A 15,410-nucleotide genomic window follows, 5' to 3' on the forward strand; every position below is an offset into this window, starting at 1 on the left:
AAGGGGAAGATATGAGCTACGCAATCGTTGGCTTCGGCAAGATCGGCCAAGCGCTTGCCCGGGCGTTCGCCCGAAGCGGCGTCGAAGTATTCGTTGCAACCACGCGCGACCCGGAAAGCTTCGCATCCGTCGCGGCCGCGATTGGACCCACGATTGTTCCCAAAAAGCTGGCGGAAGCTGTCAAGGCTGACGTCGTTTTTCTGGCTGTCCGTTTCGAGTCACACCAGGATGTCGCGAAGACGCTGTCCACCTGGAAGGGGAAGACTATTGTCGACGTGACCAATGCCTACGGCGTGCCGCCCGAGCAACTGGAAGGGCAACCTTCTTCCAGGGCCGTCGCGCGGGCGTTCACTGACGGCAGGTTGGTCAAGGGCTTCAATCATTTGCCGGCGGCCGTCCTTGACCAGGATCCGGCGGTAAATGGTGGCAGGAGAGTCGTGTTCCTGGCGAGCGATGACGAAGGCGCCGCAGCGGAGATTGGCACGCTTGCAGAAAATCTCGGTTTCTCGCCGATCAAGCTTGGTGGGCTTTCGGAAGGTGGACTGCTTCTGCAAGCGCGCGGAAATAGATGGGGTCAACTGATTTTTGAGGAATTGGTCAAATTTGGCTGACGAGTCGCGAGCGCAAACTCCGATGCGATCTTGCCTCCTGGACAACGGCAGCAACAGTTTGATTGAAGCGGGGCGGCGCCAGCGATAATGCGGTCGCTCCGATCTCTTGGGCCTCGTGCGCCGTCCACCGATCGTTGGGTGTCAGAAGCCGAACAGGCGCTGTGGATTGTCGACAAGAATTAACCGGCGCGTGGATGCGTCCGATATCCAATCGGCAAGCCTATTGAATCCGCGACCATCGTCGATGTCTTGCGGCGGCGCTACGTCGGTCGGCTTTCGGCCGGGGACGGGCGCACTGTTAGGATGCGGCCAGTCGCTGCCCCACAGAATCCGCGCTGGATTGGCTTCGACGAGCGCGCGGGCGAAGGGTGCAATGTCGGCGAAGTCGGGCTTGTCATTCGACGAGTAGTAGGGCCCGGAAATCTTGACGTATACCCGGCCGGACCGCAGCAGGTCCAGAACCATTGGGAATCCCGGTTGATCCGTGCCCGCCGACGCGTCCAGCCCTGCAAAGTGATCGAGGACAAGCGGAACGGGAAGGTCCGACAGCTGTGCCTTCAGCGCGTTGAGTACCGGCAGGCGTGCATAGGTCTGCAGGTGCCAGCCGAGACCGTCGATCTGGCGCGTCGTTGTCGCGAATCGCCGAATCGCCTCATGCGGATCGACGTCGGCCGTCAAGCCGAGGAACACGCGCACCGCACGGATCCCGCTGGCGTCGAGCCGCTCGATTTCCTCACGCGAGGTGCTGTCGTCGATGAGCGCGACACCGCGGGCGCGGTCGATGCCCAACTGCTTGATTGCGTCGACGGTTACCCGGTTGTCGGTGCCGTACGGTGACGGCGTGACGATCACCGTGCGCTCGATGCCCAGCGCCGTGTGCAGGTTGCGCAGGTCCGTCGCGGTGGCCGGTGGTGCAGTGTACGAGCGACGAGTGACGTACGGAAACCGTGCCGGGTCGAATACGTGACAATGCGCATCGCAAGCGTGCACAGGAACGGGAAAGTTGACAGGAACCCTGACGGTGGGCGCGCTGACCGGCGCGGCTCGACCAATGCTGCCGGTTGCCGCCAGCGCCAGAGAACATGCGCCCAACTTGAGCAGGTCGCGGCGATGTAGGATTGCGTTCGTGATGGGACGGTTCAAGGCTTTTGACTCTCGATGAATAGGTGTGAAAACGCACACGCGGCGGAACAACACGCGCTTGAGGCGGCCCCACGCGGCTGGGAACCCGATGCGCTTACGGGTGCGCTCTCGGAGGGGCGATCGGTTCTCGGCAAGGCGATGCTCAGGCGGCCTTGAACTCCTCGCTGCCGGCCGTCCATGCGAGCGCCTGCTCGCTTAGGCTGAAGCCGAGGCCAGGGCGGTTCGGAACGAACATCCGTCCGCCGCGCAGCACAAGCCGTTCGTTGAACATCGGCTCAAGCCATTCGAAGTGCTCGAGCCACGGTTCGGATTCGAATGCAGCAGCCAGATGCAGGTGGATTTCCATCGCGAAATGAGGTGCGAGTTTCAGGCCCTTCAGATTGGCGAACTGCATGATCCGCAGGAATGGTGTAATGCCGCCGACCCGCGGCGCGTCAGGCTGGATGAAGTCCGCGCCGCCCGCGTCGATCAGTTGCGCATGCTCGCCGAAGCTCGTCAACATTTCGCCCGTGGCGATCGCTGTGTCGAGGGATGCCGCGAGCGCGGCGTGACCGGCGAAGTCGTATGCGTCGAGCGGTTCCTCGATCCAGGTCAGGTCGAACTCCTCGAACGCGCGGCATGCCCGCTGTGCCTTCAGGCGGTCCCATTGCTGGTTGGCATCGACCATCAGCGGAAAATCGGGCCCGAGGAGGTCGCGCACGGCTGATACGCGCCGGAAGTCTTCGCGCGTATCGGGCTGCCCGACCTTGATCTTGATACCGCCGATGCCGTTTTCACGGGAGCGCCCGACGTTTTCCAGCACGCGCTCGAGCGGCATCGATAGATAGCCGCCTGACGTGTTGTAGCACTGGACGGAGTCACGGTGCGCGCCCAGCAGCTTGGCGAGCGGCAAATTCGCGCGCTTGGCCTTCAGATCCCAGAGCGCGATATCGAACGGCGCGATGGCCTGCGTCGTCAGACCGCTTCGCCCCATCGATGCGCCGGCCCACTGCAGCTTGTTGAAAATTTTCGCGATGTCGTTCGGATCCTCGCCGATCAGAGCAGGCGCAAGCTCCTTCGCATGGGCGAACATGCCCTGGCCGCCGGCTCGCTTCGAGTAGCCGAAACCGATGCCGGTATGTCCTTGCTCGCTGCGAATCTCGGCGAAGACGAACGCGATTTCGGTCAGCGGCTTCTGCCTGCCGGTCAGCACCTTCGCATCGCTGATCGGGGCCGCGAGCGGGAGGAAGACGAGCGATACCTTGACCCACGAGATGCGATCGGTGGTAGCTTCGCCCGGCTGCAGTGCCGCAAGCGCATCGGAGTAGATTGCTTGTGTTTCTTTGGACATCCGGTTTCTCCTGACGGGAACTTATCGGCTCAGCTCGTCGAGGCTGAGCCGATGAATCTTGGGGACGATGGCGAGATACGAAAAAGCCGCGATGAGGCCGTGCGCGCCGACATACAGCAGCGCGGAATTGAACGAGCCGCTCGCGTGCAGCAGGTAGCCGATGATGACCGGCGTCACGATGCCGGCGATGTTGCCGATTGCGTTGAACACGCCGCCCGTCACGCCGACCATTTCGCGCGGCGCCGTATCGGCCACCACGCTGAATCCCAGGTTGCCGAAACCTTTGCCGAAAAATGCCATGCTCATGACGGCCACGACGATCCACGGCGTGTCGATGTAGTTGCACAGGATCATCGACGAACTGAGCAGCACGCCGGTGACGATCGGCGCCTTGCGTGCGAAAGTGAGCGAACCGCTGCGCTTGAGCAGAGCGTCGGATGCGAAGCCGGACGCGATAGCGCCGATCAGGCCGCAGAGTGCCGGAATCGACGACACGAAGCCGGCCTGCAGGATGTCGAAGCCGCGCTGCTTGACCAGATAGATCGGGAACCACGTCACGTAGAACCAGGTAATCGCCGACACGCAGTACTGGCCGAGAAACATGCCGAGGAGCATCCGGCTGCGGAACAGGAGCCCGATCTCCGCGAGTTGCGAGCGTCGTGTTTCCTGCGCGGCGGCGCGGTTGCGGCTGCGCAAGTCGACCAGGCCGCCGCCGTCGCGAATGTACGAAAGCTCGCTTTCCGTCAGGCGAGGATGGTCGGTCGGCAGGTAGTAGTAGCGCGCCCATAGCGCCGCGATGACGAACCCCACGCAACCCATCGCGATGAACACGTATTGCCAGCCGAACGCGTAACAGACCCAGCCCATGAACGGCGTGAACACCGCGAGCGAGAAATACTGCGCGCTATTGAAGATCGCGCCGGCAATACCGCGTTCCGACGACGGGAACCACGATGCAATCACACGTGTCGAGGCCGGGCCGACAGGTGATTCAGCCACACCGAGCAAAAATCGCAACCCCAGCAGCAACGGGAAGATCACGCCGACGAATTCGACGAGTCCCATGCAGACGGTGAACGCGGACCAGATGGCGACCGCCCAGAGCATGGATTTCTTCGAGCCGATCGTGTCCGACAGCCATCCGGACGGAATCATAAACAGCACATAGGCCCAGCTGAATGCCGAGAACAGGTAGCCGATCTCGATGGTCGTGATGCCGAGCTCGCGCCCCATATCCGTTCCCGCGACCGAGAGAGCCGCCCGATCGCCGCTGCTCAACGCGAGCACGATCGTGATCAGCGCAAGCATGCCGAAGCGCCACCGGCCGCGCCTCACGTCAACGTCGGCCGGCGCGCCGGCGGAGGCCACACCTGCGGTGTCGGCCGCGTGCGGCCAGGTTCTTTCGTTACCGCTCATAGAACGTCTCCATGATTATTTTCGAATACCACGCCGGGGAGGCGGACGGAGGTGCCATTGCCATCTCGATGCAAAAAATATGATGACAACGCTTACATATGACAGCGTTTACACAGCGTAGAAATGCGGTAATCTCAAGTCAACGACAGATATGTGCGCTGCGGCCCGATCGGGGCGGCAAGACCCACATGATGGAAATCCGGCGCAGTGCCGGGCTTACGCGGCGACAAAACCTCATGGCTGACACCCTCGACAATCCCGCTGCACTTGCGAAGCCGGGCACGCGCCCCGCGACCTTGCGCGACGTTGCAGAACTCGCCCGCGTATCGTTCGTGACGGTGTCCCGCGTACTCAACCATCCTGAAAAGGTGTCCGAGCGCACCGCGAAGCGCGTGCGCGCGGCCATCAAGAAGACCGGCTACGTGCCGAACCTGCTGGCGGGCGGCCTGGTCATGCAGCGCAGCCGGCTCGTGATCGCGGTCATCCCGACGTTTGCGCACCGTCCCTTCATCAACACGCTGACCGAGCTGGGGCTCGCGCTCGAAAAGGAGGGCTATCAGTTGCTGGTATGTCAGTCTGGGTACTCCGGTGAAAACGAGTCCGCTTTGCTGGAGTCCATGCTGATGCGCCGTCCGGACGCGATCGTGCTGACAACGCCGCTGCAGCACAAGCCGTTGAAGACGATGCTGCGGCAACGCGGGATACCCGTGGTCGAAACGTGGCAGTTGCACGAGCGTCCGGTCGATTCGCAGGTGGGGTTCGATCATGTCGCGGCGGGGCACGCGATGGGGGATTACATCGCACGGAAAGGCTACCGGGCCGTCGGGCTGATTTGGAGTGAGGACGCCCGAGCGCAACTGCGCCGCAAGGGGTGCACGGCGGCACTGGCGAGCGCGGGCGTCAAGGTCGTCGGAACCGAGATCGCACCGGCTCCGGTGACTGTGCGAAACGGGCGCCAGGCCTGCGCGCGATTGCTCGACGCGCGTAGGAAGCCGGACGCCGTGATCTGCAGTATCGATCCGCTCGCACACGGCGCGCTAATCGAAGCGCAGCACCGGGGAATTTCGGTGCCGCAAGGATTGGGCGTCATGGGCTTCGGCGATCTGGAACTGTCGGCGGATCTCGAGCCGCCGCTCACGACGGTGCGGGTCGACGCCCGGAAGATCGGCGCTTGTGCCGCCACCATCCTGTTGCGCCGTTTCGGTAGCGACCAGGCGGATGCCGACGCCGAAAGGTCCGTCGACGTCGGCTTCGAGATCGTGCCGCGCGGGACCGCGTAACCGCCGGCGGGCGGTCAGCCGGCATCGAGAGGTTCCATATGCTGGAACTGATGTCAGGTAGAACGGATGTCCTCCGTTGTCGCCGCGGCGTCGGAAGCAGAGAATCGTTCATCAGGAAATCTGGACAATGCCCGATGAACGCTTCACTACCTCCTTCTACCTTCAACGGATACGTGCGCGATGACGGACGGATTGGCACGCGCAACTACATCGGCGTGCTGGTCGTCGGCAACTGCGCGGCAACGGCGGCACGCCAGGTCGCCGCATGGTTCACGCCGAAACGGCTGGCCGCGTATCCGAACATCGATGGTGTCGTGCCGTTTGTCCACGAACTCGGTTGCGGGATGGAAAAGAGCGGCGAGCCGATGGACCTGCTGCGGCGTACGCTGGGCGGCTCGGTCTGCAACCCGAACTTGGCTGGCGCAGTCGTGATGGCGCTTGGGTGCGAGCGCAACAATATCTACGGATTTCTCGAGCAGGAGGGGCTCGAACCCGGTCCGATGCTGAAGACGGTCGTGCTGCAGGAAGTCGGCGGCACGCGAGCTGCGATCGACAGCGGTATCGCCGCAGTCGAAAGCATGTTCGTTGCGACCAACCGGTTCACGCGAACCCCGGCATCGGTCGAACATCTTGCGATCGGCCTGCTCGCGCAGCCGGATCCGGATGCGCACGAGATACATGCGGCGCTGGGCCATGCGGTCGATCGACTGGTCGCCGAAGGCGGCACGGCGATCGTGACGGATACGGCACGGAGCGCGCCCGGACTGATCGCGCGCAGCGTGTCGGGCGACGTGCGAGACGCGCTCGAGCAGCGGATCGACTGGTGGGCGCAATACACCGCGCGTCGCGACACGCCGATGTCGCGTCTCGAATCGGGACGCGAAGCGCCGTCGTCACTGGCGCATAGCGGTTCCACGCCGTTGCGTGCGGTGTATTCCTATGGGCAACCGGTCTCTGCGAGAGGCCTCGTGCTGATGGATTGTCCGGGCCATGAAGCGGTGGCGTCCTCGGGGCTGGTTGCATCGGGCGCAACGCTTGTCGCGACGGCATCGCGAGACATGACGACTTTCGGCGCGGCTGGCGTGCCGACCGTCAAGGTGGCGGTCAGTGCCGCGCAATTCGCACGCTACGCCGACGATCTCGATATCGACGGCAGCGTCGTGGCGACGAGGGCGGCAAGCGTCGCGGCATTGGGCGACGCGATTTTCGAGCGCTGGCTGTCGTGCGCATCCGGCGCGCAGACGCGCAGTGAAGAACTGGGGATCGGAGCGTGCGAGTTCGTCCCGTGGTCAATCGGTGTGCTTGCATAACAGGAAATCCACGAACATGACAGCAACGACAGTCGGACCCAAGGCGCTCAACATCACATCGACGGTCGTACCGTCGCATCAGGTATTGAGCAACCCGTTCATTCGCCTCGACCCGAACGATAACGTGGCGGTCGCGCGTATCGATGTGCCGCCCGGTACGGCGGTGGTGAGCGAAGGCATCGTCACGTTGCAGCAGGTGCCGGCTGGACACAAGGTGGCGACGCGCGGCATCCGGCGCGGGGAAGCCATCCTGAAGTACAACACGACGATCGGCTTCGCGAGTGACGATGTTCTTGCGGGAACCTGGATGCACAGCCACAACATAAGTTTCGGCGAGCTGGTCAAGGATTACCGGCATGGCGAGGATTACGTCGCGGTCGACGTATTGCCGGAAGCCGAGCGCGTCCGGTTCATGGGGTATGTCCGCCCGGATGGGCGCGTTGCCACCCGGAACTATGTCGGTGTGTTCGCGTTGAGCCATCGGGGTGCTTCCATCGCGCGGAAAATCGCGTCGTTCTTCGATGCCGACGAACTGACCGCGTTTCCTCGCGTCGACGGTGTTGCGCCGTTCACGCATGAGCACGGTGCGGGGATGGAGCTCAGCGGCGAGCCGATGCAGTTGCTGCGTAGAACGATCGGTGGCTATGTCGCTCATCCCAACACCGCGGCCGCGCTGATCATTACCGCGGACGGTGAGGACAACGGGGTCGACGCGCTGTTCGCGGATCAGCGGCTCGCGGCGGGCGATCGGTTGCAGATTCTCGATATCGGCGAGGCGGGCGGCACGCGCGCGGCCGTTTCGCGCGGTATCGAGATCGTGCGTGCGATGTTGCCGGCCGTCGACCAGGTCGAACGCGAGCCGGTGTCGGTCGAGCACATCAAGGTGGGATTGCAGTGCGGCGGGTCGGACGGATTTTCCGGTTTGTCCGCGAATCCGGCACTCGGCGTCGCGATGGAAATCCTGATTCGCAACGGAGGCACGGCGATCCTCTCCGAAACGTCGGAAATCTACGGTGTCGAGCACACGCTCACCGCGCGCGCCCGTACGCCGGAGGTGGGCAAGCGTCTCGTCGCGCGGATCGATTGGTGGCTCAACTACAACGAGGGGCGGGACACGCAGATCAACGGGCAGGTCAGTCCGGGGAACAACGCGGGCGGTCTCGCGAACGTGCTCGAGAAATCGCTGGGCGGCGCGAAGAAGGGCGGGAATGCGCCGCTGATGGAAGTGTACGAATACGGCGAGTGCGTGACGCAGCACGGGCTCGTCTTCATGGACACGCCGGGCTACGATCCGGTTTCCGCGACGGGCCAGATCGCGGGCGGCGCGAACATGATCTGCTTCACGACCGGGCGGGGCTCGTGCTTCGGGTCGGTTCCCGCGCCGACGATAAAGCTCGCCAGCAACACGCCGATGTTCGTCCGCATGGAGGCGGACATGGACATCAACTGCGGACCGGTGATCGACGGCGAAGCGAGCGTGGCTGAAATGGGGGGGGCAATTTTCGAGCAGCTCGTCCGGCATGCATCGGGCGAGCCGACGAAAAGCGAAGCGCTCGGCGTCGGCGCGAACGAATTCGTCCCCTGGCCGCTCGGCATCACTGTCTAAGTTGCGACGGGTCCATCGCGTCGCGCGCGCACGGGCTGGGAAGACGCCCATGCCCGCGCGCGGTCCTGCGTCGGCACGAGCGAGCGAGGCGATGCGCGGCAGTGTGGTGCCACGGCCGCCGGGGATCGCCGCGGCGGTATTTCACTTTTCCGCAGTCGAGTCATGCGCTCGCAACCGAACCCGCAGGAGCATTCCGGACCAGGGCGCGCTGTTGAGCAATTCGAGCGATTGCAGGTGGCGGTCGCTCGTGATGTAGAGGAACGGTCCGTCCAGCAGCGACGCAATTGCGATCCCTGTAGGCGCGGCGACCGGAAGGCTCTTGAGTGTGTCGACGTTGCCGTCTTCCGTGAACCGCACCAGACTCCATCCGTCTTTCAGGCTGGTCCAGATGCCACCTTCGGCGTCGAGCGCCAGACCGCTCAGGCGGCCCGATCCTTTGGGCATCGAAGCAACGCGTCGAACGATGGCCTTGCCGCCCGATTCCGCAGATTTCAGCAGGTACAGCGTGCCCGATTCCGGCGCGATCGCATAGGCGTCCATGCCGTCTCGGGTCATCGCCATCGCCTCGATCGCCTCACCGACGCGCCATTGCGTCATGAATCGGCCGTCTTCGCGAATGGGGCCCACGCGACATCCGGCCTCGGCGTCGCTGCGTTGACATGCCCAGGCCCGTTGCGCATCGTCGACGCAGAGGATGCCGATGGACGGGTCGCTCCATGCCGACGCGCCTGCGATCGGCTCGATGTCGCCCTGCAGCCCTACCCAGATCCGCTCGCTGCCCAGATCAACGAACAGCCGGTCGCCGAACAGCAGCATCCCGACGATCGGACTGTCGAGCCGCGCAACGATTCGGTCGTCGCGCCCGTCGAAACACCGGATCGCGGGTGCCATCGTGTCGGCCCAGTAGAGGCGGTCGTGGGCGGCAGACCAGCACGGGAATGCGCCATGGAATGCCCAGGTCTCGCAGACCGGCTCGATGTCGTTGCTGTCGATGCGTGTACGATTTCCTGCGAGCTGGGAACCCACGCGTCGGCCGGCGTCCGCCAGCTCGGGCCCGAGCAGCTCCAGTCGCGCCAGACTCAGCCGAAAGGCCGGACCGGCAACGCTCAGCGCGCCACGTACCTTGCCGGCCGGATCGATGATGGGGGCCGCGACGCATCGGACACCTTCGACGATTTCTTCGTCATCGATCGCGTAGCCTCGCGCGGCCGTGATGCCGAGCTCGATCTGCAGGCGGCGCCGGTCGGTGATGGTGTAACGGGTCAGTGCCGGGTAGTCGATGGTCCGCAGCAAGGCATCTCGCTCATGGATCGGCAGGCGGGACAGGATGGCCTTGCCCTGGCCCGTGCAGTGCAGCGGCTTGCTTTGGCCAAGCGCTGCGGCCGAGCGCCTGGAATGCGCGCCGTCGCATCGCTCGAGCGACAGGACCGACGCACCGTCGAGCACCGCGAGATAGGCCGTTTCGCCGGTCAGGTCGCGCAACGCGCGCAATTCGGAACTGGCCGCCGCGACGAGATCGGGTTGAAGATAAGCATTCCGGACCAGTTCAAGGTACCGGAACCCGAGCCTGTACACGCGCTTGACGGGATCGCGCCGCACGAGGCCGCGCTCGACGAGGGTCGCGAGAATCCGGTAGAGCGTCGTCTTCGGCAGTCCGGCGACTTCCAGCAGGTCTGCGTTGCTCAAGCCGTCCGGCGCGCCGCCGATCAGTTCGAGGACGCCGAGCGCCTTGTCCAACGATGCCGTTCCTTCGCCCAATCCCATATTCCCATCCCTTGGAACCCAACCGGTGAAACGAGGATACCACCGGTGTTCGTGCAGCGCGGTTTCCAACTAGCATTACTTCATCGCATCAGAACGTGTGTGGGCTTCAAAAAACCATATGCTGGAACTCTGATGGGTTTCTTTCTTTTGGGAAGTCGTCATGAAGATACACAACTATTCCGACTCGCTGCAATCGTCGATCGAACGCGACGTGACCGTGAGCGACGAGACGCTGGACAAGCTCGCCCGACTCAGCAGCGGATCGTTGACCACCCAGCTCTTCAAGCATGGCTATCGCCAGCCTGCGCTGGTTGGGCTGCGCGCACTGAACAGGAACGTCAAGCCGTTCGCAGGGCGTGCCTACACCATGCGCTTCATCCCGGCACGTGAAGACATCGATACGTACGGCACCATGACGACGAAGCCGAACATCGACAACCTCCAGTGGCAGGGGATCGAACAGGTCCAGCCGGGGGACGTGCTCGTGATCGACAGCCGTAACGATCCGCGTGCCGCGTCGGCCGGAAACATTCTCGTGACCCGCCTGCTTGCGCGTGGCGCGCGCGCGATCATTACCGACGGCGCGCTGCGCGACGGCTCGGAAATCGCGAACCTGCCGTTGCCAGCTTACTGCCGCGAGGTGACGGCCACGACCCGCATTTCGTATCACCACGTCGCCGATCTGCAGGTGCCGATCGGCTGTGCGGGCGTCGCGGTCTATCCCGGTGACGTCATCGTGGGCGACGCCGACGGCGTGACGGTCATTCCGCCGCATCTCGCGGAAGAGCTGGCCCAGTTCTGCGCACGGCAGGACGACATCGAGCATTACCTGGCGATGCGCATCGCGGGCGGAGAGCCGCTGTGGGGCGTGTATCCGCCGAGCCAGCAAGCGTACGAAGGCTATGAGAAGTGGGTGGCCGACGGCCGCCCGGCGATTCCGTCGATCATCGAGCAGCGGGGGGCATGACAGATGGCAGCCGTGGACCAAGCGAAGTACGCAGCACTGATTCGTCGATATTTCGACGCCTGCAACGTGGCGGATTACGACGAGCTCGTGTCCTGCTTCACGCCCGACGCCGTGCATTACTTCCCGAGTGGCCTGCCGGATGTTCCGTGGCGAACGGCCGACACGATCGCGAGAAAGTGGATCTGGTGTGTCGAGAACCTGGGTTCGCAATGGACGATCGAAAAGATTCTCGTCAGCCACGACAGCCATGAGGCCGTCATTGAGTGGACGCACTGGAAGAACAAGATCGGTACCGCGCTTCGCGGCGACGAATGGTATGTGTTCGACCAGCAGTCCGGTTTGATTCGCGAGATTCGTGCGTACTACGCGTCACCGGCCGACAAGGAGGTTGCGATCAACGAGCTGGTCGATTTCGACTACGCCGGTCGCGGCTATCACCTGAAGGCGGTGACCGCATGAGGACGGCACCCGACAAGTCGTTCGATGCGGTGGACCATGTCGCAGAGCAGGCGCATGCGGCGGCACCGGCATGGGCGCAATCATCGGCGGAAGAGAGGGCGGCATTGCTCGCGAGCCTGGCCGATGCGCTGGACGTGAATGCTGCCGCGCTCGTCGATCTCGCGGACTGCGAGACGGGCCTGGGCGCAGCCCGTCTGAATGGTGAGCTGGCGCGTACCGTGTTTCAGCTGAAGGGGTTCGCGGACGAAGTGCAGGCGGGTGTGCCGTACCGTACCGTAGACGATCCCGCGCTGGCAGGCGCGCCGCCGATTGGCCGGCCGCACCTGACGCGTATCAGCGTCCCGCTGGGTCCCGTCGTGATGTTTTCCGCGAGCAACTTCCCGTTTGCTTTCTCCGTGCTCGGCGGCGATACGGCATCGGCGCTGGCTGCAGGTTGTCCGGTGATCGTGAAGGCGCATGCCGGGCACGCGGCACTGTCACGCATGGTATACGAGATCGCGGCCGGAGTCGTCGAGCAACAAAAGCTGCCGGCAGGCGTCCTGTGCTTCATCGACAACACGTCGCGCGATGCGAATGCGTATCTCGTGCGGCATCCGCATGTTGCAGCCGTTGCTTTCACTGGCTCGTATCAGGGCGGTGTCGCACTGTGGCGCGCGGTCAACGATCGGCCGCGGCCTATTCCGTTTTACGGCGAACTCGGCTCGACCAATCCACTGGTCGTCCTTCCGGCAGCGCTGTCGGACGGGGAAGCGGAGCCGGCGCAGATGCTAGCTGCATCGATCGCGCTCGGGAGCGGTCAATTCTGTACGAGCCCGGGCATCATCTGCGTCTTCGACGATGCGGCCGGAGACCGCTTCGTTGCACAGTTGGCGGAAGCGCTGGGCACGCAGACTCCGCATCGGATGCTGACGGAAGGCATCCGGCGAGCGTACGAAGACGGCGTCGAGCGGTTTGCCGCGCATGCGGACACAAGGCCGTTGATCGAGCGGCCGTCGACTGGCGCAGGGCCTGCGCCGCGGCTGTTCGAGGTGGGGGCCGATACGTTCATCCGCGATGGGCGCCTGCATGAAGAAGTGTTCGGTCCGGCAGCACTTGTCGTGCGCGTGAATTCGATCGAGCAAGTGATCGCGGTGCTCGATGCGGTCGAGGGTTCGCTGACGGTGACCTTGTGGGGTGCCGGTGCCGATACGCGCGACAACCGTGCATTGGTGCGGGTGGCGCAGCGGATCGGCGGGCGCGTGCTGCTCGGCGGCGTCCCGACCGGAGTGGCGGTCGCGCACGCGCAGCATCATGGCGGCCCGTGGCCTGCGTCCACCAGCCCGCAGGCAACTTCGGTCGGCTATGCCGCAATCGAACGCTTCCTGCGCCCGGTGGCGATGCAGGACGCGCCGGCATGGGCGATCTCAGCCAATCACGGGGGACTCTCGTCATGATGAAGCACATAGTGTTGTTCCGGAAGCTGCCGGACGTCGCACGGCAACCGGAGCTCGAACAGCAACTCGTTGCACGCATGGCGACGCTCGATGCCGAGATCGACTTCGTGCGCGAGTGGTGCGTGTCGGCAAACGAGCTGGATCGGCCGATCTGCTGGGACTACGTGCTGGAATCGTCGTTCGACAGCCGGGACGATCTCGAGCGCTACTTGCCGCATCCCGCGCATGTGTCGTTGGTTCAGGCGTTGAAGACGTACTTCGAGTGGGTCGCCTGCGACTATACGTTCGACTCGATGTGAACAGGTGGAGCGGTGCGCCTCTATGCAGCGCACCTTTCATGATCGATATCGCAGCGCGACGAAGCTAACGGCAAAAGTGCAGTTCCACTCGGCGCTCGGTAGCACAATCACCACGCGGAATTTGGCCTGCCTCGCTGCGACGAGGACCAGATCGATTGAAATAGCGCTGCCAGCATTGGTGCAGCATACATGGCGGCATTCATCGCTACCGCTGATCTCCAGTACGATAAGCTGCTGTCTTTCCTGCTGAACCAGCCGAGAGCTTTCCGCCATGCACACCGAACCGCGCTCGGATGCGCTAGTGCGGGATTGCCTGAAACATCTTCGCCTCAATCGCCTGATTTATTTGAGCGTAAATCGCGCGGCTGCGCTGTTCTCCGTCGTCTGCAACGAACCGAGCGAAGTGTCGGCTCGTCGTCTCGCTAGACCTGGTGCGATTGAGCTGTTCGGCGTTCATCGTCGTGCTCCATTCGCCGCATATACCCATCAGATCTAGTCCGATTGAACCCTTTGTCTTCGCCTTGTGAGCGCAGCGAGATCGTCACGGTCAGTTGCCGCTCATACACAGTCTCCGCGCAGCGCTGCCATGAGTATGCATGCGATTACTAATGCATCAAGGACTGTAAGAACTAGGGGGTGAACAGCAGGGTGCCCCCCGTACCTCATATACATGTTGGGGCATTGGCATCTAGGGTATGCCCTATTCTAACTAGTTGTCGAACCCATAGCCATCGAATTTTGAATGCAGTACAGTCTCCAGCGTAGGCTTTCGAGCCTAGTTGTCTCAAAGTGCGCCCCGGAGAGTTCAAGTTGTCTACGCCCCGAAAGCGGCTGCCGCCGCTCAATACAATTTCCGCTTTTGAAGCTTCGGCGAGGTTGATGAGCTTCACGAAGGCAGCCGAGGAGCTCCACCTTTCCCAGGGGGCGGTTAGTCGACAGATTCAGGTGTTGGAGGAGCGGATGGGGGTGCCGCTCTTCACGCGACGGCACAAAGAGATTCAACTAACGCGTGCTGGTCTTATATTTCAGCAGGCTATCGCGCAGAGCTTGAATACCATCCGCCGGGCCGTGACGATGATCGAAAGTCTTGATACCAGTACGGTAACCATCGCGGCAAGCAATGCGATGGCCAATTTCTGGTTGATGCCTGCGATATTCGAGTTTCGCGTGCAGCACCCAAACATCGATATCCGAGTTCTTGCGAGTAATTCGCCGGTTGATCCGTGGAATGAGCCAGTCGACCTCGCGATTCGATATGGCGACGGACACTGGCCGAACCTTGCGAAGGTCAAGCTGTTCGAAGAGGAGATCTTTCCTGTTTGCGCGCCATCTTATCAGCGAGAACATGAGATCAAGACGGTGCAGGACCTAATGGATTGCGAACTGATCGAATACGACTCAGACAGTGCGGATTCCAATTCGTGGGATAGTTGGCTGGAACGGGCCGGAATTAAGCATGGCGCCGTGAGAAAGAATCTGACGCTGTCAAACTACGACCTCGTGTACAGGGCCGCGTGCAGCGGGAAAGGGGTGGCGCTGGCTTGGGCCTACGGTGTTCCTCTAGAAGATCGAGGGGCGCTCCTCGTCCGGCCGCTTGACGTTTCCATCAAGACGGGGTTGTGCGAGTACATCGTCTATGCGGACACTGAGGAACTTAGTGCACCCGCAAAGATATTCTTGAGCTGGTTGATCAACTTCGCGAACGAAAGCGTCTGGGCGTAGACGCTTCCTTGCTTGGATGTTTAGGATAGCCCTTGCTGCAGACGCGAAGCCGGACTGGATCTTGGAGGTG

13 protein-coding genes are annotated in these 15,410 nt (G+C 62.9%); 9 read left to right on the forward strand and 4 right to left on the reverse strand.

What is annotated here, in order from left to right:
- Positions 1–11: 11 nt before the first annotated feature.
- A complete protein-coding gene (locus U5809_RS14135) occupies positions 12–611 on the forward strand; it encodes an NADPH-dependent F420 reductase (RefSeq protein ID WP_322086966.1) in 600 nt (199 codons plus the stop codon).
- A gap of 141 nt (positions 612–752) precedes the next feature.
- Here the strand turns inward: U5809_RS14135 and U5809_RS14140 are convergent, their stop codons facing one another.
- From U5809_RS14140 to U5809_RS14150, 3 genes are all read right to left on the reverse strand, one after another.
- Positions 753–1,754 (reverse strand): amidohydrolase family protein, encoded by a 1,002-nt coding sequence (locus U5809_RS14140; RefSeq protein WP_321896608.1) that lies wholly within the window; start codon positions 1,752–1,754, stop codon positions 753–755.
- A 142-nt stretch (positions 1,755–1,896) separates the two neighbouring features.
- The gene (locus tag U5809_RS14145) at positions 1,897–3,084 is read right to left on the reverse strand and encodes an L-talarate/galactarate dehydratase (RefSeq protein WP_321896606.1); all 1,188 of its coding nucleotides are present in this window, start codon (positions 3,082–3,084) and stop codon (positions 1,897–1,899) included.
- A 21-nt stretch (positions 3,085–3,105) separates the two neighbouring features.
- Complete coding sequence (locus U5809_RS14150; protein ID WP_321896605.1) at positions 3,106–4,500, reverse strand: MFS transporter; 1,395 nt, start codon at positions 4,498–4,500, stop codon at positions 3,106–3,108.
- Positions 4,501–4,736: 236 nt separating this feature from the next.
- Here U5809_RS14150 and U5809_RS14155 point away from each other — a divergent pair, with 236 nt between their 5' ends.
- From U5809_RS14155 to U5809_RS14165, 3 genes are read left to right on the forward strand one after another with little or no spacing between them, the layout of a single operon-like run.
- Positions 4,737–5,780 carry a LacI family DNA-binding transcriptional regulator gene (locus U5809_RS14155; protein WP_322086967.1) on the forward strand — a complete coding sequence of 348 codons (1,044 nt, stop codon included), beginning with the start codon at positions 4,737–4,739 and terminating at the stop codon, positions 5,778–5,780.
- 38 nt (positions 5,781–5,818) lie between these two features.
- A complete protein-coding gene (locus U5809_RS14160) occupies positions 5,819–7,090 on the forward strand; it encodes a UxaA family hydrolase (protein ID WP_322021662.1) in 1,272 nt (423 codons plus the stop codon).
- 16 nt (positions 7,091–7,106) lie between these two features.
- Positions 7,107–8,696 (forward strand): altronate dehydratase family protein, encoded by a 1,590-nt coding sequence (locus tag U5809_RS14165; RefSeq protein WP_321896600.1) that lies wholly within the window; start codon positions 7,107–7,109, stop codon positions 8,694–8,696.
- A gap of 141 nt (positions 8,697–8,837) precedes the next feature.
- Here U5809_RS14165 and U5809_RS14170 read toward each other — a convergent pair whose 3' ends face one another.
- Positions 8,838–10,433, reverse strand: a complete 1,596-nt coding sequence (locus U5809_RS14170; RefSeq protein WP_321896598.1) for an IclR family transcriptional regulator domain-containing protein — start codon at positions 10,431–10,433, stop codon at positions 8,838–8,840.
- A 238-nt stretch (positions 10,434–10,671) separates the two neighbouring features.
- Here U5809_RS14170 and U5809_RS14175 point away from each other — a divergent pair, with 238 nt between their 5' ends.
- From U5809_RS14175 to U5809_RS14195, 5 genes are all read left to right on the forward strand, one after another.
- Positions 10,672–11,427 carry a ribonuclease activity regulator RraA gene (locus U5809_RS14175; protein WP_322086968.1) on the forward strand — a complete coding sequence of 252 codons (756 nt, stop codon included), beginning with the start codon at positions 10,672–10,674 and terminating at the stop codon, positions 11,425–11,427.
- 3 nt (positions 11,428–11,430) lie between these two features.
- Positions 11,431–11,886: a nuclear transport factor 2 family protein gene (locus U5809_RS14180; RefSeq protein ID WP_321896595.1), complete on the forward strand. Its 456-nt coding sequence runs from the start codon at positions 11,431–11,433 to the stop codon at positions 11,884–11,886.
- Positions 11,883–13,319, forward strand: a complete 1,437-nt coding sequence (locus U5809_RS14185) for an aldehyde dehydrogenase (NADP(+)) (protein ID WP_321896593.1) — start codon at positions 11,883–11,885, stop codon at positions 13,317–13,319. The genes U5809_RS14180 and U5809_RS14185 overlap by 4 nt, the downstream gene beginning before the upstream one ends.
- On the forward strand, positions 13,316–13,618 hold the full coding sequence (locus U5809_RS14190; RefSeq protein WP_321896592.1) for a Dabb family protein: 303 nt from the start codon (positions 13,316–13,318) through the stop codon (positions 13,616–13,618). Before U5809_RS14185 ends, U5809_RS14190 begins: the two co-directional genes overlap by 4 nt.
- Before the next feature lie 789 nt (positions 13,619–14,407).
- Positions 14,408–15,340: a LysR substrate-binding domain-containing protein gene (locus U5809_RS14195; RefSeq protein WP_321896591.1), complete on the forward strand. Its 933-nt coding sequence runs from the start codon at positions 14,408–14,410 to the stop codon at positions 15,338–15,340.
- Positions 15,341–15,410: the final 70 nt, after the last annotated feature.

The sequence above is a fragment of the Burkholderia sp. BCC1999 genome (genome assembly GCF_905339975.1).
In the GTDB taxonomy this organism is placed as follows: Bacteria; Pseudomonadota; Gammaproteobacteria; order Burkholderiales; family Burkholderiaceae; genus Burkholderia.

What these genes read in the sequence shown, in the direction of transcription:
- U5809_RS14165 (WP_321896600.1), top strand. Translation starts at nt 7,107, where the DNA reads ATGACAGCAACGACAGTCGGACCCAAGGCGCTCAACATCACATCGACG.
- U5809_RS14185 (WP_321896593.1), top strand. Translation starts at nt 11,883, where the DNA reads ATGAGGACGGCACCCGACAAGTCGTTCGATGCGGTGGACCATGTCGCA.
- U5809_RS14190 (WP_321896592.1), top strand. Translation starts at nt 13,316, where the DNA reads ATGATGAAGCACATAGTGTTGTTCCGGAAGCTGCCGGACGTCGCACGG.
- U5809_RS14145 (WP_321896606.1), bottom strand. Translation starts at nt 3,084, where the DNA reads ATGTCCAAAGAAACACAAGCAATCTACTCCGATGCGCTTGCGGCACTG.
- U5809_RS14155 (WP_322086967.1), top strand. Translation starts at nt 4,737, where the DNA reads ATGGCTGACACCCTCGACAATCCCGCTGCACTTGCGAAGCCGGGCACG.
- U5809_RS14160 (WP_322021662.1), top strand. Translation starts at nt 5,819, where the DNA reads ATGCTGGAACTGATGTCAGGTAGAACGGATGTCCTCCGTTGTCGCCGC.
- U5809_RS14180 (WP_321896595.1), top strand. Translation starts at nt 11,431, where the DNA reads ATGGCAGCCGTGGACCAAGCGAAGTACGCAGCACTGATTCGTCGATAT.
- U5809_RS14150 (WP_321896605.1), bottom strand. Translation starts at nt 4,500, where the DNA reads ATGAGCGGTAACGAAAGAACCTGGCCGCACGCGGCCGACACCGCAGGT.
- U5809_RS14135 (WP_322086966.1), top strand. Translation starts at nt 12, where the DNA reads ATGAGCTACGCAATCGTTGGCTTCGGCAAGATCGGCCAAGCGCTTGCC.